23 protein-coding genes are annotated in these 26,202 nt (G+C 33.6%); 11 read left to right on the top strand and 12 right to left on the bottom strand.

The features are described 5' to 3' along the window. A complete protein-coding gene (locus Q0X14_RS06695; RefSeq protein WP_297844204.1) occupies window positions 1-1,218 on the top strand; it encodes a M48 family metallopeptidase in 1,218 nt (405 codons plus the stop codon). Between the two features lie 258 nt (window positions 1,219-1,476). Here the strand turns inward: Q0X14_RS06695 and Q0X14_RS06690 are convergent, their stop codons facing one another. The 10 genes from Q0X14_RS06690 to Q0X14_RS06645 form a co-directional block, all read right to left on the bottom strand. Next, complete coding sequence (locus Q0X14_RS06690; RefSeq protein WP_297844202.1) at window positions 1,477-2,001, bottom strand: archaemetzincin family Zn-dependent metalloprotease; 525 nt, start codon at window positions 1,999-2,001, stop codon at window positions 1,477-1,479. Further along, window positions 2,001-3,353, bottom strand: a complete 1,353-nt coding sequence (locus Q0X14_RS06685) for a sigma-54 dependent transcriptional regulator (protein ID WP_297844200.1) — start codon at window positions 3,351-3,353, stop codon at window positions 2,001-2,003. Before Q0X14_RS06685 ends, Q0X14_RS06690 begins: the two co-directional genes overlap by 1 nt. Next, window positions 3,322-4,929 carry an ATP-binding protein gene (locus tag Q0X14_RS06680; protein ID WP_297844198.1) on the bottom strand — a complete coding sequence of 536 codons (1,608 nt, stop codon included), beginning with the start codon at window positions 4,927-4,929 and terminating at the stop codon, window positions 3,322-3,324. The genes Q0X14_RS06685 and Q0X14_RS06680 overlap by 32 nt, the downstream gene beginning before the upstream one ends. A 143-nt stretch (window positions 4,930-5,072) precedes the next feature. Continuing rightward, window positions 5,073-6,242 carry an NrfD/PsrC family molybdoenzyme membrane anchor subunit gene (gene nrfD, locus Q0X14_RS06675; protein ID WP_297844195.1) on the bottom strand — a complete coding sequence of 390 codons (1,170 nt, stop codon included), beginning with the start codon at window positions 6,240-6,242 and terminating at the stop codon, window positions 5,073-5,075. After that, on the bottom strand, window positions 6,239-7,018 hold the full coding sequence (locus Q0X14_RS06670; RefSeq protein ID WP_297844193.1) for a 4Fe-4S dicluster domain-containing protein: 780 nt from the start codon (window positions 7,016-7,018) through the stop codon (window positions 6,239-6,241). The genes nrfD and Q0X14_RS06670 overlap by 4 nt, the downstream gene beginning before the upstream one ends. 18 nt (window positions 7,019-7,036) lie before the next feature. Further along, complete coding sequence (locus Q0X14_RS06665; RefSeq protein ID WP_297844191.1) at window positions 7,037-7,684, bottom strand: hypothetical protein; 648 nt, start codon at window positions 7,682-7,684, stop codon at window positions 7,037-7,039. A 368-nt stretch (window positions 7,685-8,052) separates the two neighbouring features. Next, window positions 8,053-9,168: a C-GCAxxG-C-C family (seleno)protein gene (locus Q0X14_RS06660; RefSeq protein ID WP_297844189.1), complete on the bottom strand. Its 1,116-nt coding sequence runs from the start codon at window positions 9,166-9,168 to the stop codon at window positions 8,053-8,055. Window positions 9,169-9,180: 12 nt separating this feature from the next. Then, window positions 9,181-9,639 carry a MarR family transcriptional regulator gene (locus Q0X14_RS06655; RefSeq protein WP_297844187.1) on the bottom strand — a complete coding sequence of 153 codons (459 nt, stop codon included), beginning with the start codon at window positions 9,637-9,639 and terminating at the stop codon, window positions 9,181-9,183. A 230-nt stretch (window positions 9,640-9,869) separates the two neighbouring features. Further along, window positions 9,870-10,304: a copper chaperone PCu(A)C gene (locus tag Q0X14_RS06650; protein ID WP_297844185.1), complete on the bottom strand. Its 435-nt coding sequence runs from the start codon at window positions 10,302-10,304 to the stop codon at window positions 9,870-9,872. A gap of 107 nt (window positions 10,305-10,411) precedes the next feature. Next, on the bottom strand, window positions 10,412-11,011 hold the full coding sequence (locus Q0X14_RS06645) for an SCO family protein (protein ID WP_297844183.1): 600 nt from the start codon (window positions 11,009-11,011) through the stop codon (window positions 10,412-10,414). 115 nt (window positions 11,012-11,126) lie between these two features. Here Q0X14_RS06645 and Q0X14_RS06640 point away from each other — a divergent pair, with 115 nt between their 5' ends. The 10 genes from Q0X14_RS06640 (at window position 11,127) to Q0X14_RS06595 (ending at window position 21,382) form a co-directional block, all read left to right on the top strand. Then, the gene (locus Q0X14_RS06640; protein ID WP_297844181.1) at window positions 11,127-12,569 is read left to right on the top strand and encodes an aminotransferase class I/II-fold pyridoxal phosphate-dependent enzyme; all 1,443 of its coding nucleotides are present in this window, start codon (window positions 11,127-11,129) and stop codon (window positions 12,567-12,569) included. Window positions 12,570-12,810: 241 nt separating this feature from the next. Further along, complete coding sequence (locus Q0X14_RS06635; protein WP_297844179.1) at window positions 12,811-13,236, top strand: OsmC family protein; 426 nt, start codon at window positions 12,811-12,813, stop codon at window positions 13,234-13,236. A gap of 140 nt (window positions 13,237-13,376) precedes the next feature. Further along, window positions 13,377-13,853, top strand: a complete 477-nt coding sequence (gene greA / locus Q0X14_RS06630; protein WP_297844177.1) for a transcription elongation factor GreA — start codon at window positions 13,377-13,379, stop codon at window positions 13,851-13,853. A gap of 8 nt (window positions 13,854-13,861) precedes the next feature. Continuing rightward, window positions 13,862-14,950, top strand: a complete 1,089-nt coding sequence (gene ribD / locus Q0X14_RS06625) for a bifunctional diaminohydroxyphosphoribosylaminopyrimidine deaminase/5-amino-6-(5-phosphoribosylamino)uracil reductase RibD (RefSeq protein WP_297844176.1) — start codon at window positions 13,862-13,864, stop codon at window positions 14,948-14,950. Between the two features lie 69 nt (window positions 14,951-15,019). Further along, window positions 15,020-15,622: a riboflavin synthase gene (locus tag Q0X14_RS06620; protein WP_297844174.1), complete on the top strand. Its 603-nt coding sequence runs from the start codon at window positions 15,020-15,022 to the stop codon at window positions 15,620-15,622. A gap of 8 nt (window positions 15,623-15,630) precedes the next feature. After that, on the top strand, window positions 15,631-16,995 hold the full coding sequence (tilS, locus tag Q0X14_RS06615; RefSeq protein ID WP_297844172.1) for a tRNA lysidine(34) synthetase TilS: 1,365 nt from the start codon (window positions 15,631-15,633) through the stop codon (window positions 16,993-16,995). After that, window positions 16,988-17,539: a hypoxanthine phosphoribosyltransferase gene (hpt, locus tag Q0X14_RS06610; protein WP_297844170.1), complete on the top strand. Its 552-nt coding sequence runs from the start codon at window positions 16,988-16,990 to the stop codon at window positions 17,537-17,539. Before tilS ends, hpt begins: the two co-directional genes overlap by 8 nt. 15 nt (window positions 17,540-17,554) lie before the next feature. Continuing rightward, window positions 17,555-19,627, top strand: coding sequence for an ATP-dependent zinc metalloprotease FtsH (gene ftsH, locus Q0X14_RS06605; RefSeq protein ID WP_297844168.1), 2,073 nt, complete (start codon window positions 17,555-17,557; stop codon window positions 19,625-19,627). Further along, a complete protein-coding gene (locus tag Q0X14_RS06600) occupies window positions 19,614-20,282 on the top strand; it encodes a dolichol kinase (protein WP_297844166.1) in 669 nt (222 codons plus the stop codon). The genes ftsH and Q0X14_RS06600 overlap by 14 nt, the downstream gene beginning before the upstream one ends. A 2-nt stretch (window positions 20,283-20,284) precedes the next feature. Next, complete coding sequence (locus tag Q0X14_RS06595) at window positions 20,285-21,382, top strand: DUF4837 family protein (RefSeq protein ID WP_297844164.1); 1,098 nt, start codon at window positions 20,285-20,287, stop codon at window positions 21,380-21,382. Here Q0X14_RS06595 and Q0X14_RS06590 read toward each other — a convergent pair. After that, window positions 21,368-23,293, bottom strand: coding sequence for a DUF2723 domain-containing protein (locus Q0X14_RS06590; protein ID WP_297844162.1), 1,926 nt, complete (start codon window positions 23,291-23,293; stop codon window positions 21,368-21,370). The genes Q0X14_RS06595 and Q0X14_RS06590 overlap by 15 nt on opposite strands. Continuing rightward, window positions 23,290-26,076 carry a hypothetical protein gene (locus Q0X14_RS06585; protein WP_297844160.1) on the bottom strand — a complete coding sequence of 929 codons (2,787 nt, stop codon included), beginning with the start codon at window positions 26,074-26,076 and terminating at the stop codon, window positions 23,290-23,292. The genes Q0X14_RS06590 and Q0X14_RS06585 overlap by 4 nt, the downstream gene beginning before the upstream one ends. Window positions 26,077-26,202: the final 126 nt, after the last annotated feature.

Raw genomic sequence — 26,202 nt, 5'->3', positions numbered from 1 at the left:
ATGTGGGAATTAATTCAGTCGAATAAACGGAAGTCGCTCATTCTGTTTTTTGGAATGGGCGCACTTCTGATTTTAATTGGTTATGTGTTCGGAAGTTTCTATAATCCTGAATCTGGTGGAGCAGTAGGAATTTTCTTTGCAATTATTCTATGGATGATTTTATCAACTATCAGTTACTTTGCGGGGAGTAAAATTCTTCTTGCAGTAAGCGGAGCCAAAGAGGTAACAAAAGATGTTCATCCTCAACTTTATAATGTTGTTGAAGAAATGAAAATCGCTTCAGGTGTTCCTTACTTTCCCAAAATTTATATTATAGATGACCCTTCACCGAATGCTTTTGCAACCGGAGTGAAACCTGAAAACTCGGCTATTGCAGTTACATCAGGTTTGCTATCAACATTAAACAGATATGAACTGCAAGGAGTTGTTGCCCACGAAATATCACACATTGTAAATCGTGATATTCTTTTAATGACTTTTGCCGGAATGATGCTTGGCGCAATTACACTTATGTCAGAAGTTTTCTTCAGAGGTTTATATTTTGGCGGAGGTTCGAGATATCGTTCAAAATCCTCATCAAAAAATAGCGGACAAGGCCAGATAATCATAATGATTCTTGCCCTTGTTCTTGCTATACTCGGACCTATCTTAGCACAACTATTTTATTTTGCTATTTCGAGAAAGAGAGAATATCTGGCAGATGCTTCTGCGGCAAGATTAACAAGATATCCTGAAGGTCTGGCAAACGCTCTTGAGAAAATCGCAAACTCATCCTACAAACTCCGAAGTGCAAATAAAGTTACTGCTCCAATGTATATCGTTAATCCTTTGAAAAGGGAAGGAATGAAATTAGCTGATCTGACAAGCACACATCCGCCAATTTCAGAAAGAATAAAAATTCTTAGAGCATTACAACAAGGAGTTAGTTATAAGGATTATCAAAAAGTTTTTGAAATGATTCATGGTAAGAAGGAAAAAATTATTCCTGATTCTGCATTGACGGAAAGTATTCCGGTGGCACCGATTATGGGTTTAGCGAACCAGAATAAAAGCTTTAGTCATGTTGATGCAAAGCGTGAAGCTAATGATGCAGTAATGAAACTGAATGATTACAAGTTCATCAATTGCAAATGTGGAGTAAGAATTAAAATTCCACCGGATTACAATCAGCCAATAGTTGTCTGTCCTCGCTGCGGAACAAGGCATCAGTTAGGTTGATTGGGTATAGGGGAATAAGGTATAAGGGGAATAAGTTAAAAGGTATAACGGGAATAAGGTATAAGCTAAAAGAAATGACTGCAGTGTAATATTTCCTATAAACATTCGAATTTCATAATCACTCATCCATTCATTCAATTCATTCACTCATTCATCCATTCAATTCATTCACTCATTCATCCATTCAATCATTCACTAATTCATCCATTCAATCATTCTCTCATTCAATCATTTCTGAGAAAGCAATTAGCTTTAAGTTTATAACCTAATCATTCTTTTGCAATTAGAGCAATAATCAATTCCTTTTATATCAACTTCTTCAATTCCAAGTGATGAATGCATTACGCAATCCCAATCTTTGCAGTGTATCAATCCGAAGTTGTGTCCGAGTTCGTGTAAGATTTCTTTAACAGATCTTTCAATTAAAAGCTTCTCATCAGAAATGCCTGAGTAAAATTCTTCGTGCAGTCTTGTTAAAGAAACAATAGAAACTTTTCCGTTTAGTTGTGCTTCACCAAAAACATAAGTGAACACAGGAATAAATAAATCGACTTCTAATAAAGCAAGAAATTTTCCATTTATATTTTCAGAGAAGGGAAGAAGATGCTGAATAATTTTTGTTGAATAATATTGTCCTCTTTCAATTGAGTAAGCAAAATTCAAATCAATTTGAAGTGGCTGAAGATTTATTTTATAGGGCAAATATTTTTTAAGCTCAGAGAGAATTTTTTCTATGAGTTCGGGATTAGAAAAATTTATTGGTGCTATAACTATTTCTGACATTATTCGGGTTTGCGAAGACCATATTTTTTAATTTTATTGTAAAGTGTAACACGGTCAATCTTCAAATCATCCGCAGACTTTGAAATATTCCAGTTATTTTCTTTCAACACCAAAGCTATGTGCCTCTTCTCAACTTCAGAAAGTGATTTGTCTTCAACTTCACTGTATAAAGAATTATTACTTATTCTGAATGGAAGATCTTCGAGCTGAATTTTATCAGTACGACAAACAACAACTGCACGCTCAATCGCATTTTCAAGCTCTCTTACATTTCCGGGCCATCTGTACTTCAGCATAAAACTCATTGCTTCATCTGAAATACCTGTAATCTTCTTGTTCATTGATGTTGTAAACTTTTTTAGAAAGTAATTTGCAAGTAATGGAATGTCTTCAATTCTTTCTCTTAAAGGAGGAATATGTATTGTGAAAACATTTAATCTGTAATAAAGATCTTCTCTGAAGACTCCTTCTTTAACAAGTTCATCAAGATTTTCATTTGTTGCAGCAATAACTCTGAAATCGCTTGAGATAGTTTCACTCCCACCAACTCTCGTAAATTGTTTTGTCTCGATTACTCTTAACAACTCAACCTGAACTTTATTTGAAATTGTTCCAATCTCATCAAGAAATATTGTTCCACCGTTTGCCATTTCGAACTTTCCTTTGCGTCTGTAATGAGCTCCTGTAAATGCTCCTTTTTCGTGTCCGAATAATTCACTTTCAAGTAATGATTCCGGTAATGCACCGCAATTAACTGTAACAAGAGGAAAATATTTTCTTTTACTGTTTAAGTGAATAGCCTTTGCAACTAATTCTTTTCCTGTTCCACTTTCTCCGAGAATTAAAACTGTCGTATCTGTTTGTGCAACAGTATTAATCAATGAATATATTTCTTTCATCTGATGACTTTCGCCGATAAGATTGTCTGGCTTTGAAATTTCATCAATACTTTCTTTCAGCTTAACATTTTCATTCTCAAGATTTTTTTGATAAAGTGCTTTCTCAACGATGTGTGAAAGTTCGTCCGGGTCAATTGGTTTGGTAATATAATCATAGGCACCACTTTTAAGTGCTTTAACTGCTGATGAAACTGATGCATAAGCAGTTATTAAAATAATGATTGCATCGGGATCATATTCTTTAAGCTTAACGAGTAAATCCATTCCACTCATTCCCGGCATTTTGATATCAAGAAGTATCAGCGAATATTTCCCCTTTTCAAAAAGTCTTAAAGCTGCATCAGCATTTTCAGCAGTATCAACTTCGTAACCATCTTCTTTGAACCAGGCAAGAAGAGATTGTCTTACAATTTCTTCATCATCAACTACTAATATTCTGTGTTTCTTTTCCATTTTGTTTGCTATGATTTATTGGTAATGAAATTTTGAATGTTGTACCTTTTATTGAAGTCTGCTCAACAAAAACTTTTCCGCCGTGTTGTTGAATTATTCCATAAACTACTGCCAATCCAAGTCCTGTATCTTTAACTTTATCTTTTGTGGTAAAGAATGGTTCGAAAATGTGTGGTAAAATTTCAGGAGGAATTCCTTTACCTTCATCGCTGATACGAATTACCGCATTATCCATCTCCTGAGCAAGTGATACTGTAATTGTTCCTCCTTCAGGCATTGCTTCAACAGCGTTTACGAGAATGGCAATTAAAGCTTGCTCAATTCTTTGTGCATCGCACTCAACATAAATATCATCAACTTTAAAGTCTGTTTTGATTGTAACATTATTTATCTGAAAATGATGACTCATTAATTTTAGTGCACGGTTAATAACATCTTTTATGCTCGAATGGACAAACTGAATTTCATCCTGATGTGAAAACTGTAGTAAGTCTTTAACAATTCTTCCGCAGCGTGAAGATTCATCTGCAATGAGTTGAAGAATTTTAATTATCTCATCGTACTTTTCTTTGTCATCAAATTTTTCAAGTTTTTTGGTTACAAGTTTACTGTAAGTAAGAATTCCCTCAAGTGGATTATTCAGCTCGTGTGCAACAGTTGCAGAAAGTTTACCGAGTGAAGCTAATTTTTCTACCTGAACAATTTGTTCATAAATATTTTTCAGCTCCTGATTCTTCTGTTCAACTTTTTTATTCAGGTTTTCATTCCAGTCTTTTATTTCATCGTAAGCAGATTTCAGCTTAGCTGTCATAGAATTAAACTCTTTTGCCATTAGACCTAACTCATCACTTCTGTTAAGTTCAATCCTGTAATCAAGATTTCCTTTACCAATTTCCTGAATTCCAACGAAAATTTTTCTGAGAGGTTTGTTGACAGAATACCTGATAGTAAAAATTGTAGCAATAACAAGTAATATAAATGTTGCAATCACTCCGCTGATAAAAATATTAGTTGATTGATTAATTATTGAATCAACGGTCTCCGTGCTCATCTGAACGCTTATTATTCCGAGCAATTTATCTGTACTTTTATGTGCGTGACAATCGGCTGTGTAACAAGCTTGTTCATTAATTATCGGATTAACAAGAACTAATGAACCTTCAGATTTGTTGATTAAATCTTTTACAGGAAGAGTGGTTGGAATTGGTTTTATCGAATGACAGGAATTACAAGCTGTATGTTCAAGATCAACAATTGTTTTTAATTCAGTTGAATCAGATGAATAAGCAATCATTCCGTTCTTGTTAAATATTCTTATTTTCATCACACCTTTTTCAGTCGCAATCGTATTTATGATTTGTTCAACATGTTCACGACTATTAAGTAGCATTCCATATCTTGTTGATTTTTTAATCACATCACTTATGTTATAAGCATTTTGTGTACAGGCTTGTCCGAGATTCTCGTGAATCATTTTAATTGTGTAGAAAGAATAAACACTTATTGTTATAATGAATATCAATAAGAAAATGAGAATGAGGCGTGTGCTAAGTTTATTTAGAATTGTTACTTTCATCTTTCTCCCGCTGACTGTTCGAAATCTAATTTTATTTTGTTCCAATATCAATTATGATTTACAAACAGTTGTTAAATGCCAAAAAATAAATTAAATAAATAGCAGTGACATTTGTGCTTTATGCCACTGCTAAGAATATTTAATCAGATTTTGCCTTCAGATAATTTCTCGCTGTATTTGAGATTATGATTTTCAAAATGAACTTCTGATGCGAATACAGGAAAGTTCTTTGCAATAAATTTAAATGCCCACATTCCCAATGTTACAAGCATAAGCGTTACACTGATTTCATAAATGCTCGGGAAATAACTTACCCCTGCACCCGGAGTAATTGATGTGATACTAACATTAAGTCTGTTTAGTAAGAATCCTGAGATTACCATAATAGCTGAGGCATAAAGCCATCTTCTGTTTTCTCTGATTCTTTTCTGAATTAACAAACCAAATGGTACAATTGTACCAACAAGTATTTCAAGATAGAATAACAAAGTATAATTGTTGATTGTAAAAAGAAGATGAATTTTATCCGTGAGAGCGAAATCAATTAACTTAATTATCAAGCCGAGCATCAGAATAATAACTCCATACAAACCAATCCTTGAAAGTAAATCAGCTTCTATTCCTTTATTAAATGCTCTTGCTGATAAATATGCTTCGAATATTACCATTGTCAAACCTGCACCAACAGCACTAATAAAGAAAAATACAGGTAGCAAACCCGAGTACCACAAAGGATACATCTTCTGAGGAACAATTAAGAATAAAGATCCTAATGATGATTGATGAAGTGTTGATAAAATTACTCCCGTAATCATTATAGGAATTCCGACTTTCTTCATAAATGCAAGAAGTTTCTTCAACCGGAATTTCTCAAGTGCAATTGGCAGGAATTCGAGAAACAAAACTGTAGTGTATAGCATAACGCACCATGCAACTTCAAACATCACAGATCGGGGATTCCAGTAAATTATTGCATGCCAGATGTTATATGGTTTTCCCAAATCATACATCAAACCAAAAATTACCAGAAGATAACCGAGAAATGCAGTTAATATTGCTGGTCTTGCGAGTGGTTTATACTTTTCGATATTGAAGATATGAGTGATTGCGCAAATGGTGAAGCCACCAGCAGCTAAACCAACACCGACGAGAATATCAAAACCAATCCACAAGCCCCAGGGAAATTCATCACTTAAGTTAGTGGAAGCTCCAAGTCCGCCGGTGAATCTGAGATAAGTTGAATAAAGTCCGGCAACAACTATAATAACTGCCACCACTCTCCAGAAAGTTATTTTAGGAATTATCTGTTTCATTTTTCATCTCCGGATGTTGAATTCATATTATTTTGTTTTTCTTCTGCTGCAATTAGGTTTTTTCTCTTTGTAAGCCAGTACATTGCAGCGAGGAACACTCCACCACCAGCAACAACGCCCGGAATTTTCTCAAGTGCTTTTGCTGTGTAAGTTGGCAGAGCTTCTTTGGGAAGATTTTCAGCAAATCCAAGCTGATCGAAAGGAACAGGAGAAATAATTAATACATCAGTTCCACCGGCTTCTTCCAATCCATAAATTTTCTGATAGTAAGTATCAGGATCACTTTCAAGTCGTTCTTTTGCAATTTTGATTAACTCATCTCTGTCGCCAAACAAAGTAGCACCGGTTGGACAAGCTTCTGCGCAAGCAGTTTGCTGTCCATTCTTTACTCTATCATAACACATTATACATTTTTTAACAGTTGGATTTACTTTGTTCCATTCATATCTCGGTATATGATGAGGGCATGCCTGCATGCAATAACGACAACCAAGACATTTATCACCGTCATAAATTACAGGTCCTAATTCTGTTTTCTCCATTGCACCAACCGGACAAACTGAAACGCAGGTTGGATCGACACAATGCATACACATTTTTCTGGTGTAAACATCCCCGTATTCTTCTACAACTGTGTAAGTATTTGCTGAAAGATGATCTTTCAGAAAATCGTCTGTTGTTTCGGGAAGATGATTAGCTTCTTTACAGGCATTATAACACTCGCCGCATCCGGCACAAAGTGTTGCATCAAAGAGAATAGCTTTCTGTTTTATCATGGCATTACTCTCTTTCTATTATAAAAATTGTTCTTCAAATTCTTTGATAGTGTTGTCATCGAATGAACGAAGAACACCTTCAACTATATTACCGCCATCCTGCAAGGTAACTCCGGCAAGTTCAGGTTCGCCAGCTTTTGCAGCAACAAAATCTTTGAATCTGTTAAACTCATCGTGTAACCATTTTAGTGCATCATTACCTTTTTTCAGAAATGCTGATGAGAGCGAGAGATCATTTTTTGGTTCAATTAACAAAGCCCAATCATCACCATAAGGATCATCAACAGGTTTCTGATTGATGTTTTTGTTGATGAATCTGATTGAACCATCAACTGGTGCACGAAAAGTTATAGTGCGGTTTCCGAAAACTGCCTGAAGTATTGGCTCACCTTTATTAACAGATTCACCTTCAGCTTTTAATGGAACGAGATGAAGTTTTCCCAACGCTTTCATAATGAATTCATCTATACCAAGTTTGTAAAAACCGTTCTGGGCTTTTTGTAACCACAAATGACCAGTTGAAAGGATTGCTTCAGCAGGGAAGAAAAATCTTTTATCAAATACCTTCACGGCAAAAGCCGGATGTTCTTTACCCTGAGCTTTCAGTACAAGCAAATCAATCAGAATAAAGAATAAAAAAGTAAGTACGACAAATAATGCGACCATTTTAACACCTCATTGTTTTAAGTTTTAAGAATAATTTTCTTTCAAAGAACATTATCCTTAATGCAACGGGTGTGCCTTAAATAATTTTATGATTGGATTTCGAATTAACTTATTTATTTATATGAAGTTAGATTTAAACTCGAATTATTTATTAAATCCCCATAAATTTTTTGAATGATGAAAATTTAAGCAGCACAACAGTAGAATAATTGAATAAATTTGTTATTGTTGAAAAATTCAAATAACGAGTGTGTTGAATACTTAAATATCTGTTTGATGAAATATTAAACAAGAATAGCGGTATAAAAACAAAAAAACCGCAGCGATGTTAATCGCTGCGGCCTGAATCAGTTGAAGTAACGGGTATCCTACTTCACAAGACTCATCTTAATAGTTTTCATAAATGAATCACTTTCCAGTCGGCTGAAGTAAATTCCGCTTGCAACCTTTGCACCTGTGAAATCTGTTCCATCCCAAACTGTTTCATAAACTCCGGGGGATTGAAGTTCATGATCTACAAGAACTTTTATAAGTGAACCCTGAATGTCATAAATTCCAACTGTAACTTTTTCAGGCTTTGAAATTGAATATCTGATTTTGGTTGACGGGTTAAATGGATTTGGATAGTTCTGATACAATTCAAAACTGTTTGCAACAGGGTCAATTTGTTCTACAGAATTTGGATGTGGATTATCACCGTGACACTGTGTGCATTCCATTTTAGTCATAACATTATTCAATACAGCCGAACCGTGGCATCCCATACAAGCAGTAAGAGTTGCGGGGTCAACATAAGTCGGAACAAATGTTCCGGCAAAATGTGCATTAAGCAGTTCAACAACTTTTGCAGCAACATCACCAGTTACTCTTGCACATCTTTCTTTTCTTTCGACATCAGAAACTTTTTTCTGTGCGTGAATACACCATTCGGTAACTGAGATATGACATAGCGGACTTCCGGAAATATTTTGAGGTAATGCCTGATCATAATTATGAACCAAATATTGTCCGTTAACAGCTACCTGGTTTGCCTGATCAGTTGGAAGTATTGCTGAGTTATACCAGCCCCACAATTCAGTAATTAATGGTGTGGACTGAGATTTAGTTGTAACAAGACTAATAATTGCTGCGCCTCCATTCAAGCATCCGCAAAGAGTTCCCCAACCAGCACCGCCGCCACGACCATAAAGCAAAGTTTCAATAGGTATATTTGTCCAGGGATCTCCAATTGCCGCGGCAAGCGCCTGAACTATAGCCCCGAAAGTTCCGGAAGAACAATCTTTATCATTCCAATAAAGATAATGTGCCTGAATTCTTACTGCCTCAGGATCTAACTGAGTATAAGGCCAGGGCCAGGGAGTTACTTTACTTCCTGCTTTTAGTGAAGCAGTAGTGACAATGCTTGACAATCCACCAACTGCTGCCAATCCAACAGCAGCTTTTGATGCATTTGATAAGAAATCTTTTCGTGAAAGTTTTTCCATAGATACTCCTTTTTAATTATTAGACATTTCTGTTAATGAAAGTTTATTTAAGGCCATTTTCGATTTTAAAGTATTTGAAAAACTCAGAATATCTTCCGGTTTGACTATCATCGTTTTAACTATTTTTTCACACAAGAATTCCTGGATAAATTCGATTATAATACAAGTTACTCTTATACCACCTTCGGTTAACAAAACCTGCTCAAATCTTTTGTTCAGAGGATTAAGTTGTCGAAAGATTAAATTCTTTTTTTCTAATGATGATAATACTTTTGAGGTGAGAGTAGGTGAGAGTGATAGTCTTTTGGAAATCTGTTTGATTGATTCGGGTTTTTCATCGTACACAACTAATAAGATTCGTATTTCATTTTCAGATAGATTAAAATTTCGTTTTATAGCTTTGCAGGTTTCACCGAATAACTGACAAAGTGCAATAAATCCAAGTGAGAATTGTAGTTTAATATCTTTCATTATTCACTCGATATAACAGTTGAATGATTGCAACTGTTGTACCGAGTAGAACTAACCTTCAATAACTAATTTTCAATTAAATTTAAGAGTTAATTGAAAACCTGTTCCTTTGAAGTGTTGAATAATTAAATAGTAGCGTGATGAAATGTTAAACAAAATTAGAAGTAAAAACCAAAGCCACAGCAATGTTATTAACTGCGGCTTGAGGAAAAAATATTCGTTAGTAATAATTAATGTTTATGTTCCATCTTTGGCATTTGCATTTCCTGGGCTGTGGCTTTTACTTTCAGCTTACCTGCTTGTTTAAAGTAAAGTGTAAACTCTTCCTGAGTCCCTTTTTTAATATCCTTCTTTAACTTAATTACCATTATATGATGTGATCTTGGTTTTAATTCAAAAGTTGATTTGGGAGGAATTACAATGAAAGGAACTTCTCTCATACCCATCATTTCGCCTTGCTGATAGGTTTCATGAATTTCAACTCTGCCAGCAAAGTCGCATTCAGCTTTGTAAAGTGTATCAGCAACATCGCCAGTATTTTCAATTTTCATAAATAGTGCAGTTGATTGTCCTTCTGCACTGATTCTCATCCAGGGATCTTTAATTTTAATTTTTTCTTCCGGTGAAGAAATAAAGATTACAAGCGCTAATAATAATAACTTCATTTTTTATTCCTTTCTATGTTTTATTTATTCTCTTTAGTGTTTTGGTACTTTAGTAGCGAAAAACTTCCTCATCTAAAACCTGAAAGCATAAAGATACACGAAAAATATTACTGTAAAAGATACTCTATATCATTTACGATTTCATTTATATCCGCGATACTTCCGACATAATTTCTTCGAAGCACACCATCCTGATCGATTAAAGAAATCCTGTCAGTATGAATAATGTAATAAGAAAGATTTCCTTGTTCATCATAAGATGAATCTGCCGGAACAGCTTTTACATCAAACTTCAGCATTACTTCTTTAGTGTTTTGTTCATCACCACTTAAAAAACTCCAGCGATTAAAATCAATGTCTCTTATCTCTGCAAACTTTTTCAGAACATTTGGTGTATCACGATTCGGGTCAAAAGTAATTATTACAAACCGCACTTTATCTAATTCATCTTTACTCAATTTTGATTCTACTAATTGCATATTATGTGTTGTCATTGGACAAATATCAGGACAATGCGTATAAACCATTGCCATCAAAGTAACTTTTCCTTTTGTCAATTCCGGAAATTTGACTTCCACACTATCCTGGTTAAGAAAATTATTTTGTGTTCTGGAAATATCTTGTTTAAGTGGAAAATGTTCGTAGCAGCCACTTAGTATAATCAGTGAGAAAATTACAGTGCTTAAAAAGTATATTTTTGATTTCATCTTGTGTAAAAGATTTATTTCACTTGTAAAATTAAGTCTTATCATCAACGAATAAAAGATAAATTCTTTTCTTAGATTTGAATCAGATTTTTTACACCAATATTTCAAACTGAAAATGGAAAACAATTTTACAGATATGCCAATTGAAGAATTCCGTGAAAGCGGGAAGAATCTTATTGATTGGATTGCAGATTACATTAAAGAAATTGAAAAGTATCCACCGCTTTCACAAGTAAAGCCGGGAGAAATTTTATCCCGAATTCCCGAGCAACCTCCACAAACTGGTGAAGATATAGAAAAAATAATTAGCAGCATTGACAGAATTTTAATTGATGGAATAACACACTGGAATCATCCGGGATTTATGGCTTACTTCAATTCAACTTCAAGTATGCCCGGTGTTTTAGCAGAGATGCTCTCTGCAGCTTTCAACGCAAACGGAATGTTATGGAAAACATCACCTGCGTTTACAGAACTTGAAAAAGCTATGATGAACTGGTTCAGGCAAATGGTTGGCTTACCTGAAAATTATTGGGGAATTATTTACGACACTGCTTCAACAAGTTCGATGCACGCAATTGCTTCTGCCAGGGAACAATTGAATCTGAATATAAGAGAGAAAGGAATGTCAGGAAGAACTGATTTGCCAAAACTAAGATTGTATTGTTCCGAGCAAGCTCACTCATCAATCGAAAAAGGTGCAGTTACTCTGGGAATTGGTTTGGAAGGAGTTAGAAAAATTTCTGTTAATGAAAAATATGAAATGAATGCCCAAGAACTTGAAGCGGCAATTAAATCAGATATTTCCAAAGGCATAAAACCGTTTTGTGTTGTGGCAACTGTTGGAACAACTTCAACTACAAGTATTGATCCTGTTAGAGAGATTTCAGAAGTATGTAAAAAGTATAATCTCTGGCTTCATATTGATGCAGCTTATGCAGGTGTTACTGCAATGATTCCCGATATGAAATGGATTACCGATGCTTGGGACGAAGCCGATTCAATTGTTATCAATCCGCATAAATGGATGTTCACACCTATGGATTTGAGTATTTATTTTACCAGGAAACCGGAAATACTTAAAAGAGCTTTTAGTCTTGTTCCCGAATACTTAAAAACGAAGGTTGATGACGAAGTAGAAAATCTGATGGATTATGGAATTCAGCTTGGAAGAAGATTTCGTTCACTAAAACTCTGGTTTATCATCAGGTATTTTGGAGTTGATGGATTGGCAGAGAGAATAAAGCATCACATTGAAATGGCTCAGGAATTTGCGAATTGGGTTGATGAAGAAAAGTTTTTTGAAAGAATGGCTCCGGTACCTTTTTCCACGGTTTGTTTTCGTTATAATCCGGGAAATAAATCTGAGGAAGAATTGAACAGATTGAATGAAAAATTATTGGAAGATATTAACGCTTCGGGGAAAATATTTTTATCTCATACAAAATTAAATGGTAAGTTTACACTTCGTTTAACTATTGGAAGTATAAGACACGAAAGAAGACATGTTGTTGAAGCTTGGGAACTAATTAAAAAAATGGTACATAAGCAAAGCTGATAAAAAAATGGATGGATTAATAAAATTAGTAAATAACCTTGTTTAATAAATTAAATGCCTAAAAGTGTTATTTTGATAATCTGTGAGTATCTGTTTCATCAGCGTTATATGTGTTCCATTATCTGTAAAAATTATAATAAAACCTATTAAATTCATAAGTAGGTGTATCTTGAAACTCTCTCCAAAATATAACATCTGATATGTTAAAAGAATATTTAATTTTTCAAATAAGAGGTAACTAATGGCAACTAAAAAAGCTTTCGTTAAACAAGTAAAGGGTATTACATTTGTTGGAAAAACAGATTCAAACCATTGGATTACAATGGATGGACCTGAAGAATTTGGTGGCAGTAATGCCGGTATTCGTCCAAAGGAACTAATTCTTATTTCATTAGCAGGTTGTACAGGAAGTGATGTGGCAAGCATTCTTTCAAAGAAACGAGTTAAACTTGATGGATTTGAAATGAACATTACTGCCGATGTTGCTGAGGAACATCCGCAGGTTTTTACAAAAATTAATCTTGAATATGTTTTCTACGGAAAAAATCTTCCTGTCAAAGAAATTGAAAGAGCTATTGAATTATCTCAAACAAAATATTGCAGTGTTACTGCAATGCTTCAAAAAGCTATGCCTATTGAACATTCTTACAGAATCGTTGAAGAATAAAATTTTTCTGATAGAGAAATAGCAAATTCTTACTTGACACGCTAAACATACCTTCATATTTTTGCGATGCCACTGTATCGGATTTCTCGAAACGGTGGCAATTTTTTTTCTGATTTCATTAACAAATTGAGAATGTAATTATGAACGGACAAAACTTTGTTTATCTTACAAGAGAAAGATTACTCGAACTTGAAAAAGAACTTCAGGATATGAAGAATAATGGGCGTAAAGAAATTGCCCGAAAAATTGCCGAAGCCAGAGCACACGGCGACCTATCAGAAAATGCTGAGTATGATGCTGCAAAAGAAGAACAAGGATTATTTGAATTAAGAATTGCAAAGCTTGAAGATATTCTTTCACGGGCAAGAGTTATAGATACTTCCAAAATGCCTAATGATGAAGTTCACATTCTATCTGTAGTAAAAATTAAAAATCTCAAAACAAACAAAATTTTTGAATATACATTAGTCTCACCTGAAGAGGCTGATTTTCAGGCAGGAAAAATTTCTATTACATCACCCGTTGGTCAGGGATTGATGGGCGCAAAGATTGGACAGAAGGTAACAATTAAAGCACCTGCCGGAAATATGGAATTCGAAATACTTGAAATAAAATAATCATTAACTTGAATGATGAAACTTACATACAACTAACACTTGAAATCGCAAAGCGGGGAAGCGGTTTTGTTAGTCCAAATCCAATGGTTGGTTGTGTTATTACTAAAAACAATAAAATCATTGGAGCAGGTTATCATCAGAAGTATGGTGAAAATCATGCTGAAGTTAATGCAATCAACTCTGCAGTCGAACCACTTGAAGGATCAACACTTTATGTAAATCTTGAACCTTGCAGCCACTACGGACACACTCCTCCTTGTGTAGATAAAATCATAGAATCAAAAATTAAACGGGTTGTAATTGGAACACTTGATGTAAATCCTTTAGTGAGTGGAAATGGAGTAAAAAAACTTAAGAAAGCTGGAATTGAAGTAAGAGTTGGCGTGCTTGAAAAAGAGTGTACTGAATTAAATAAATTTTTTTTCAAATATATAACAAAAAAAATTCCTTATGTAACATTAAAGATTGCACAAACACTTGACGGAAAAATTGCAGATGATTCAAATTATTCGCAGTGGATAACTTCCTCTGAAGCAAGAAAGTTTGTTCATTCACTCAGAGCAGAATATGATGCTGTATTGATTGGAAGACGAACTGCTGAAATTGATAATCCACTCCTGACTGTAAGATTAACTGAAGGAAGAAATCCCTGGCGAATAGTTCTTGATTCTAATTTAAAGTTGAACCCTGATTTAAAATTGTTCACACAAAACACAGACGGAAAAACTATATTAATTACATCTAAAGAATCAATTTCCAGGAAAAGCAAAATAAAAAAACTATCCGGACTTGGTGTCAGAATAATTTTTGTTAAACGAAACGGCAATGGCAATCTCAACTTAAAAAGTATACTGAAAGAATTAGCAATACTTGAAATTACATCATTGTTAGTAGAAGGTGGTTCAGAAGTTTTTTCTTCTTTCTTAAGACAAAATCTTTTCGATGATGTTTTACTTTTCATTAGTCCTAAACTTTTGGGAAGCGGAATACCGGCATTCAACTCCATCCGGATTAACGACCTTAAAAAAGCATATAGATTCAGAGTTAAACATTCAGAACTTGTCGGAGACGACATTCTACTTGAGCTGACCAAATAAAGCACTTCAATTGAACCGGGCTTTAGTTAATTTTGTATAATAATTTTTCAAATTTATCCGGAGCAAAAAATGTTTACTGGTTTAGTTGAAGAAAAAGGAATATTGAAAGAAAAAATTCCAACCGGTGATGGTTTTCAATTTGAAATTCAGGCAGAAAAAGTCTTGGATGATTTAACTATCGGAAGCAGTATTGCTGTAAATGGTTGTTGCCTAACTGTAGTTAAAAGAACTGAAAAAACTTTTTCGGTTGATACTATTGAGGAAACACTTAACAAAACTAATCTTGGAGTCTTGAAGCAAGGAGAAAAAGTTAATCTCGAGAGACCTTTGAAAGCAGATGCAAGATTGGGTGGTCATTTTGTGCTTGGACATATTGATACTACAGGCAGGATTGAAGAAATTAAAGAGCTTTCAAATAGTCATTGGATGACAATTTCTTTTCCCGAGAGATTTAAGCAATATCTTATTTATGTTGGTTCAGTTGCAATTGATGGTGTTAGTATGACAGTCGCAGAATTGAAGGATAGTAAATTTTCTGTTGGAATAATTCCTCACACCTGGAAAGAAACAATTTTTTCCGATAAGAAAGTCGGAGACACTGTAAACCTTGAATTTGATGTCTTAGGAAAATATGTCGAAAGAATTATGAATAATAAAACTTCTGAAGAGTAGATAATTCAATGAACTCCACTGAACAAAAAGTTTTAAGATTCATTCAAAGTCATTCGTTAATAAAAACAGGAGATAGAATCCTTTTAGCTCTCAGTGGAGGACCGGATTCAGTTTTTCTACTTTATTTTCTGAAAAAGTTTGCAAATAAATTCCGAATCGAATTAGCAGCTTTTCACTTGAATCATTCATTACGAAAATCAGCAGATAGAGAGCAGAAATTTTGTGAACAATTATGTGAGGAGCTTTCAATTCCTTTCCATTCTGCCAAAGCTGATGTTAAATCTTACGCAAAGAAAAATAAAATTTCTGTTGAAGAAGCCGGCAGGATTATCCGATATGATTTATTAAATGATTGCGCAGAAAAAAATTATTACACTAAGATTGCAACTGCTCATAATGCCGATGACAACGCTGAAACAGTTCTGCTTAACATATCTAAAGGCACCGGAATAAAAGGTATTGCCGGAATTCCAGTTTTCCGTGAAAATATTATCAGACCGATTTTATGCCTCAGAAAATCCGAAATAGTTTCATATCTCAAAGAGAAAAAAATTAAATATGTGATTGATGAATCAAATCTTTCGGAAGAATACGAGAGAAATTTTATACGATTGAAAATCATTCCTGAGCTTGAGAAAAAAATAAATACGGGATTAGTTAATTCAGTGCTTTCAACATCATTAAACTTGCAGAGTTTCAATAAATATTTTGATAAGTTTATTTCACAAACTCAAAAAAAATATTCTGAAGATTTAATAGATGAAATAAGAATAAAATTAACTTTGTTTGAGAAAGAAGATGAGTTCATTCAATCTGAAGTAATAAGAAAAGTTTTATCCGATAAATTCAAACTACAGACTGAACAAAAAGATGTTGAGAAAATTATTTCACTAACTAAAAAGCAGGTTGGAATTTCAGAGTCTTTAAAGAAAAATGTTATAGCAATTCGTGAGCGGGATTTTATTTCAATCTACTCCAGAAACTCCCATTCTGAAAATAATATTAAGATTAAAGCAGGCGAAACTAAAAAGTTCAGCTCCGGAACAATTTCTATTTCAAAAGTTGATCTATCTGATGTTAATTTAACACCTGATAAAAATATTGAGTATGTTGATGCTGATTTGACAGGCGAGAATTTCATCATAAGAAAATGGAAACCAGGTGATAAGTTCAATCCGATTGGAATGAAAGGAACTAAAAAGATTTCGGATTATCTAAATGACATTAAAACTGAGGCAAAAGAAAAAAAGAATCAGTATGTTCTTGGAACAAAAAACAAAATAGTTTGGGTAATTGCAAAAAGACTTGATGAAAAATTTAAAGTTACTCCCGAAACAAAAAATATTTACAAACTTGAGCTGATAAATGACTAATCAAACTGAAAAATTAATTATCAATGGCGATACCTTTGTTCCATTGCTTTCTTCAGAGCAAATACAGTCGAGAGTAAAGGAACTTGGTTCGGAAATTTCGAAAGAATATGTTGGTAAAGTTCCGATATTTATCGGAGTTCTGAACGGTGCTTTTATCTTTATGAGCGATTTAATTAAAAATGTTGATATTGAATGTGAAATCGATTTTTTCAAACTATCAAGCTATGGAGATTCAAAAATATCCTCCGGAAATGTGAAGTTGCTTAAGGAACTTAATTGCGATGTGAACGGAAGAGACATAATTATTGTTGAGGATATTGTCGATACAGGACTTTCGATTAAATACATTGAAGAGTTATTCTCAAAACATACGCCCAAAAGTATGAAGGTTGTATCGCTTTTGGTGAAACCTGAGAGTCTCAAATATGATGTAAAAATTGATTATATTGGCTTCAGGATTCCGAGCCAGTTTGTTATTGGTTATGGGCTGGATTATCAGCAAAAATACAGGAATCTTACTTCAATTTATGTTTTAAGTGAATGATGGAGTTAATGTTAAATGGATAACAAGTTCAGAAAATTTTACAACGGAGATGATGATAACAAATCTAATTTCCGTAAGAATAATAATAACTCAAATAAACCGGATGATAATTTTGACTGGTCTAAAATTATCAGAATGGTTTTTGGTTGGGGCGCTGTAATCGTTGCTGCAGTAATTATTATGCAGCTTTTCAGAACCGGCGCTGAAAACTATACTGAAATTTCATTCGGTGAATATGAAAAGTTACTTAGCCAGCCAGGCAAAATTGTATCAGCAAAGGTTTCTAAAAAGGATATCAACGATTATTACTTTAACGCTGAGTTGAATACAGAGACAACAGTTAAAGTTGGTACAAGAAATTTTCCCACCAAAGCTATTTCAGTTTACATTCCTGAGCCAATCATTAAGGAACAGGAAGCCAAATGGAGAGAACTCGGAATTCAGTACACTTTTGAAAAAGATTCAACTGAATGGCTTAACATCATTATAGGATTCTTACCATGGATTCTTATCATAGCAATATGGATTGTTATAATGCGAAGAATGCAAGGGCAAGGTGGAGGAACCAGAGGAATTTTTTCGTTTGGAAAAAGCAAAGCAAAGCTTATCACTCCTTCTAATAAAAGAGTTACCTTTAAAGATGTAGCAGGTGCAGACGAAGCAAAACTCGAACTTCAGGAAATTATTGAGTTCCTGAAAGAACCAAGTAAGTTTCAAAAACTTGGTGGAAAAATTCCAAGAGGAGTTTTGTTGTTAGGACCTCCGGGAACAGGAAAAACATTATTAGCACGAGCAGTTGCTGGTGAAGCTGGTGTTCCGTTTTTCTCAATCTCTGGTGCTGACTTCGTGGAGATGTTTGTTGGTGTTGGAGCTAGTCGTGTAAGAGACTTATTCGATCAGGGAAAACGACATGCACCTTGCATAATTTTTATTGATGAAATTGATGCAGTTGGAAGACATCGTGGTGCCGGACTTGGTGGCGGACACGATGAAAGAGAACAAACTCTTAATCAGCTTTTGGTTGAGATGGATGGATTTGAACAGAACAGCGGTGTAATTATCATCGCTGCAACAAATCGCCCTGATGTTCTTGATCCTGCATTACTTCGTCCGGGACGATTTGACAGACAAGTTGTCGTTGACCGTCCTGATGTTAAAGGTCGTGAAGGAATTCTAAAAGTTCACACACGAAACATTCCTTTAGGTGATGATGTTGATCTTGAAGTTCTTGCAAAAGGAACACCTGGTTTAGCTGGTGCTGAACTTGCAAATCTTGTTAATGAAGCAGCACTTCTTGCCGCTAGAAAAAATAAGAAGAAAGTTGAAATGAGTGATTTTGAAGAAGCAAAAGATAAAGTTATGATGGGAATGGAAAGAAAGAGTTTGATTATTTCTGAAGAAGAGAAGAAAACAACAGCTTATCATGAAATAGGACATGTTCTTGTTGCAAAAAAATTACCTGAAGCTGATCCGGTTCACAAGGTAACAATTATTCCAAGAGGAAGAGCGCTTGGTGTTACGAGTTATCTTCCTATCGATGAAAAACATACTTATTCCAAAGAATATCTTGAAGCTATGATTACCTATGCACTTGGTGGTCGTGCTGCAGAAAAACTTATCTTCAACCATTTCACAACAGGCGCTGGCAATGATATCGAAAAAGCAACAAACATTGCCCGCAAAATGGTTTGTGAATGGGGAATGAGTGAAAGACTTGGTCCGCTTGCTTATGGTGCAAAAGAAGAAGAAATATTTTTAGGAAGAGAAATTCAGCGTCATAAAGATTACAGTGAAAAGACTGCTCAGGAAATTGATGACGAAGTTAGAACAATAATAAGAAATGCTGAACAGCGTGCTGAAAATATTCTGAAAGAAAATATTGAGTTACTTCATAAACTTTCCAAAGAACTTCTTGAAAGAGAAATTCTTGATGGAGATGAAATTGATGCAATAATAAAAGGACAGGAGCTTCCGCCAGTCAAGAAACCGGAAAAATCTAATGGTGAAGAAGACATTCCTGATCATGTTAAGAAACTGATGGAACAGCGGAATAAAAAGGAAACTGCTCCTAAAGATGAATCCAATTGATAACGGAACAATCCATTACAGAGATGAGTTAGTCCGAAAACTAATTCATCTCTTTTCTTTATCTATACCAACGATTTATTACTTCATACCAAAATCTGTTGCAATTATAATTCTTGCAAGCTTAACTGCATTTGCATTGGTTGTTGATGTGGCGAGGTACTTCCATCCTGAAGTGGGAAAAATTTTTTATAAAATTTTCGGATTTTTATTGCGCAAACATGAAGTTGATCACGAAAAGAAAAATCTTAACGGCGCTACTTATGTTTTAATCTCTGCTTTAATTGGTGTAATCATTTTTCCGAAAGTAATATTTGTTACAGCATTTGCAATTCTTATCATTAGTGACACAAGCGCAGCTTTGATTGGACGGAAGTTCGGTAAAAGACCATTTTTAAGGAAAAGTTTTGAGGGAACTTTAGCTTTTTTCATTAGTGCAAGTATCGTGATTTTATTTACACCAAAATTAACAGAAAGCTTTGCTGAATATATGATTGGTTTTGTTGCTGCATTTATCGGAGCAATTGTAGAAAATATTTCTTATGGAATTGCTGATGATAATCTTTCAATCCCTCTCTCAGTTGGATTTATAATGTGGGCGCTTTATCTGATAGTTTTTCCAAATCTCGATTTAATTTTACCTAATGTACCGAGGTAGTTATGAAAAGAATAATTTTAATATCAACTGTATTAATGTTCGTTTATTTATTCAATTCTTGTGAAAGTAAAAAATTTGCCACCGGACTTGAAGATGAAATTTATGTGGTTGCTGATTCTACAGAATATCAGGAGTTGTATGATGCACTTTCTCAAACTTTTGAAATAGAAATAAATACTCCGTTGCCCGAAAAACTTTTTACACTCAAACGAATTTCACCAAATCAGATTAATCAAATACAGCGAAAGAAAAATATTGTAATCGTAGCGCCAATAAATTCCGGATCTCTAACATCACAATTCATTAATACTATTGTTGATGATAGTGTAAAAAAACTTTTAAGCAATGAAGATTTTTTTGTTACCAAGTATGACCTGTGGGCGAGAAATCAGCTTGTAACTGTCATTAGTGCAAATGGAATGCAGGAACTTGAATTCAAAATTCTTAAGAACAAAGACAAACTCTTGTATGCTTATCAGAAAATTTCTGATGACCGGCTTAGAGAAAGTCTTTACTCAGCTAAGTATGAGAGAAAAGAAATCGAAGGAAAATTATTAAGAGATTTTGGTTGGATAATTTATGTTCAGGCAGACTTTAAACTTGCCAAAACATCACCCGAAGATAATTTCGTCTGGTTAAGAAGAGCACCGGGAAGTGATATGGAGCGCTGGATTTTTGTTCACTGGATTGATAATGCATCACCTGAATATCTAAATGTTGATTCGATAAAAGCAATAAGAAACAGAATTACAGAAAAATATTACAGAACAAGCGATGACTCTGCTTATGTTTTAATCGCGCAGGATTTCTTTGTAAGTAATGAAGTTAATTTCAAAGGAAGATACGCCATCTTTACACAAGGACTTTGGGATTTGAATATTAAAGGAATGGGAGGACCATTTGTGAACTATACTTTTTATGATGAAAAGTCCAAAAGAATTTATATGCTTGACGGTTCAGTTTTTGCTCCAAAATACTTCAAGCGAAATTTGATTCAGCAGATGGATGTATTGCTTCAGTCATTTATGACCAAAGATGAATTATCAAAAGACAGGATTGAAGATCTTCTCAATTCAATAGACGAATCAGTTAAGTATTAAATATTGAAGTTGCTGAGGAATCTGAGTATTCGGAAATTCTTCAGCAACTTTTTTCAAATATAATTTAGCTCTTTCCGGTTTGTTAAACTGCATTTCATAATAAGCTCTTCTTACAAGCATCAATCCTACAATTGAATTAAGTGCTGTTTGATATTTATCCTTTCTTTCCGAAAAATTTAATTTAAAGTCCGGTAACGGTGCATCTACATAATCATCTGTTTTAACAACTTTGAAAAGAAATAAGTGAGGAACAAGCTTATATCCTTCCGGCAAATTTATTTCACCACGCTGTATTTCATTATCAAAAATTTCGGGACCGATGTAAACTTCTCTTTTATCATAATTAGTTGAAATAAGATTTGCTATGATTCTTCTGTACAAATTTTCGAGTAATGCAGCGTTATAATTTTCTTTCCTTTCAAATGGTTTAAGTGCGTCTAAAAATAAATTTACTTCAGTCTGAACACCTGAAAGCAAACCCGGATAATTTCTTTCAAGTTGATTGAAATACCAGGAGCGTCTTAAAAGTTCTTTATCCACAATTGCTATTTCTGGTCTGAACTTCTCAACAAACTGAAAATAGTAAGAAGCTGAAATGAAATAATCCCACTGATAACTTAGTATCATTGCATTTTCCGGTACTGAATTTAATAGAGACTTTGTGTAATTCTCATAAACAACTGTTTTGCTTTGATCAACTTCAGGAAATGATTTTACAAATTGTGAAACAGGGAAAAGAAGTAAAACCAACATAACAGCCATTTGATTTAGTTTATTCGCAATCATTATTTGATAAAGTTTTACCAATCCGAAAAGATTAAAAAATGCAAATGAGATATACGCAAGCAGAAAATATGAATCTATGTCTGATATATCGTAATTGATTGAATAAATTACTGTCGAAATAAAAGTTATTAAATTGAAAACGAAAAACTTTCTTGCTTTGATAAATGTGTTAATAAGCCCGATAACTGCTAAGATTAAAGAGAAGAAAAATTCCGATGGAAGATTTGTAATAAAATACTCAAGTTGTTTTTTAGCTGCTTCTGTGGAAGAAAATAGCCAAACCTGATACTGAAAACCTGAAATGTGTCTCAGAATTCTTTCGATGTCAATCGGATTACCCCAATTCAAATGCGGGTTTTGTGACGCGCGAATTGGTAAGTATGAATATATTATCACGAGTAAAATCAGAAATACACTAATCATTGAAGCAAGTTTTTTAAAACTTTGCGAAGTGAATTTTTCTTTGTTGAAATACAGATAAGCTGTTCCGGGCAGAATCAATAGAGTTGTCATATGATTTGAAAAACCCAACGATAGTCCAAGAGCAAAGACAATCCAATAATTCCTCATTGAAAAATTATTTGTTGAATCACTTACAAAAGCTTTCAATAACAAAAAAGCGATAAGCGAGATTAAAAGAAGGTGAAGACTATAAACTTCAACAGATGTACTTTGAAACCAGAATGTTTTACTTAACGACAATGTTAATCCTGCAATTACAGCAAATATAATTTTCTGATTCTCATTTAATTCTGATGATTCATCTTTTGGGCTGACTTTATTCTTCTTCTTTGATTTTTGAAGTTTTACGATGTTGAAAGAGTTAAGATTATCTAGAATATATTTAGAGGTAATTGTGAATATGCCTGCAGCTAAAGCACTATATAAAGCGGCTAACAAATTAAGCTGATAAATTTTTGTGAATGGTAATGGTATGAAAGAAAAGAGATATCCAAGCATAGTAAATAAAGGATAGCCGGTTGGATGTGCAATTCCCAGTGTTGACTGAACTGCAGCAAGTTCACCGCTATCAATCTGAATTACTGAAGGAGCGAGAGTAAAAAGATAAACTATGAAAACGAAAAGGGAAGTAATCAGCGCAAAATATTTTTTAAGAAAATTCATTGCTCACCAAGATATTTTTTAAATAACTGAATGTTAGACAATGTGGTTTTATTAAAGTGTTGAATAAATTCTTCGTCACTTTCAAAACCTGATTGCAAAGATAATTTCTTAAGATTTAATTTATCTGCCGGAAGTTTAGCTGTTCGGACATCAAAAATATTCTGTATAATCAATTCAATATTCTTCAGAAATAGATAATTGTTCCTGATTTTATCAAATTCCTTTTCACTTAAAATTGCTTTCAGAGCAATTAACTTTTCAAAGATACTTTGCCCAATAAGTCCTTTAAATTCGGAAATATTTTTTAGTAGCAGATAAGAAACTATAAAATCCAAATCAATCAATCCGCCTTTGCTTCTTTTGATATTAAAGCCGGTTTCTTCCGATGCAAAAAGTTTTGCTCTCATCTGAATCATTTCGTTTTTCAAAATTTTCTCATCAGTCTTTTGTACTCTTTCAGTGAAAGAGTTAATTAGTTCGTCTAATAATTTTTTATTCCCTTCAACAAATTTGCATTTTGTTAATGACTGCAGCTCCCAAACTCTCGCTCTGTTAGCCAAATACTTTTTGTATTCTTCAATATCCCAAACAAGATAACTGCTTTTTCCTTCAGGTCGAAGACGGCAATCAATTTCAGTTCCTTTTATTTCGGTTTTCAATTTATTCAATAAAGTTTGAAATATTTTTTGTGCGTTACTGTGTTTATTCAAATCCTTTACAACAAAAATTAAATCAACATCGCTCGAGAGATTCATCTCTTCAGAACCAAAACTTCCAAGTCCCGCAATCAGATAATTATTATTAAAGTGTTCAGTAAGATTTTCCTTTTTAATAATGTTCTGAACTTTATATAAGTGATATTTTGAAATAGCTTCTGTAGTCTCTTTAAGATTAATGTTCTTATTTAATAATTGAACACAAACTCTAAAGTGAAGTTGAGGCAATGAAATCAATGCAAAACTATCTTCATTCAATTCTTCGAAACAGGTGCGACTTAGTAAGTCATCTTTTATAAAATTATCCTCAAAAAATTTGTTAACAGCTTTCTGAGAAAATTCACACATTGTCAGAAAAAAGTTGAAAAACTTCTCGTCGGTAAATTCATCGTACCAGATTTTTGGTAAAGGAACAGTTCTGATAATTTTTGCAAAATTTTCCAGCACAAAATCAGGATCAGATGATTTGCTCAAATAATCATTCAATCGTTTACTGATTTTTTCGAATGCTTCGATTGTTCTGCTATCAAATTGTTTTGTGCCGAGAAGTGATTTTCCGGTTCTGAGAAATTCATAATTATTTCTAGCTCTAACCTGATCTTTATAATTTATTTTTAATTTTTCTTTTGACTCTTCATCTGTTTGAACAACAGAATTATAAAACTTTGCAACTTCTTTCCTGATTTTACTTAATTCAGCTCTGAACTCATTTGCATTTTTGTATCCGAGATAGAAGGCAATCTTTTCAGGCAACTCACCACTTTCAGGAATAGTGTGAGTTTGTCTGTCATTCATTAGTTGTAAATAGTGTTCAATCCTTCTGTACAATTTGTAAGTATTGATAAGAAATAAAGTTTCTTTATCTGTGATAATTTTATGCTTATTCAAAGCTATAATAGCATCCAGAGTTGATGCTGTTCTTACTTGAGAATATTTTTTCCCATTAACTAATTGTAATGCCTGAACAGAAAATTCAATATCACGAATTCCACCTGAAGAAAGTTTTATGTTATCTTCATCTGCTGCTCTTTGCTCAAGACTTTGCTTTAGTTTTTTAATTTGAACAAAAGGAGAGTTAACATTAAAAGAAGAAAAAACAATTCGATCTTTGAACTCAAAAAATTTCTTATACAAACTTTTACTTCCGCAAATAAATCCGGTTTTAATTAGCATTTGTCTTTCCCAATCCTCACTTCGTGTTTCGTAGTATCTGATGTATTCAGTAATCGAATTTGAAAGAGGACTATTCCTTCCATCAGGTCGAAGTCTGAAATCGATGCGATATAAATATCCGTTAGAAGTAATTTGAGTTGAAGTTTCAATGAAAAGTTTTATCGTTTCGTTTATGATTTCACTGTAAAAGTATCTTTTATTTATATGTGAGTTCTTATCATAAAAACAAATCAAATCAATATCAGAGCTATAATTGAGTTCCTGGGCTCCGAGTTTTCCTAACGCAATTACACAATATTTTCGATTTATTTTTTCAATTTTATATTTATTCAGTATCTCCTGATAACAAAGTGAAAAAAGTTTTGAGGATATTGCAGTAGCTAACTGAGATAATTCTGTTGTGACCGCAACCAGATCATCGTATTTATAAAAATCTCTTAATCCAATTCGGAGTATTTCTTTCTTCTTAACATTTTTGAGCGCATTAACTTTTGAATCGAAGCCTTTAAAGATATCAGTTGATTTCTTAACAACTTCGTTAAAATATTTTTCATCCGGCTTGAATCTCAGAATTTCAGGATTTACTACCCAATAAAAATATTCAGGATTCCTAACTAAAATATCTGTCAGATAGTTACTGTGAACAGAAACAGAAATAATCACTTCAAGATGATGAGGATAACTCAACAGGTCTGAAATGAAAAAAGACAAATCGAATTGACTTTGAATAAGTCTGATTAAATTTGCCTCTGATGTTTCAGTAAAATAAAAATCTAAGAGCAGTTTATCAGTTTCAGAAATAAACTTGTCAATCTGTGCAGCAGAAACTTTTCCGGCACACAATTCAACAAACTTATTTATAAAATTATCTGATAACTTTTTCCGACGATACATCCAAATTTTCTTTTCTGCTAAGGTGAATCAAACATTTAGAATTGAGTAATTAAAAATAACATTGATTAATGATTTATTTCTTTACTTGAATGAAATAAATTTTTGTTTATTTTTCCATAGCAAAAA

This window comes from Ignavibacterium sp., assembly GCF_025998815.1.
Classification (GTDB): domain Bacteria; phylum Bacteroidota; class Ignavibacteria; order Ignavibacteriales; family Ignavibacteriaceae; genus Ignavibacterium.
Note: the sequence above shows the minus strand (reverse complement) of the source record. Positions and strands in the feature narration are given on the sequence as shown.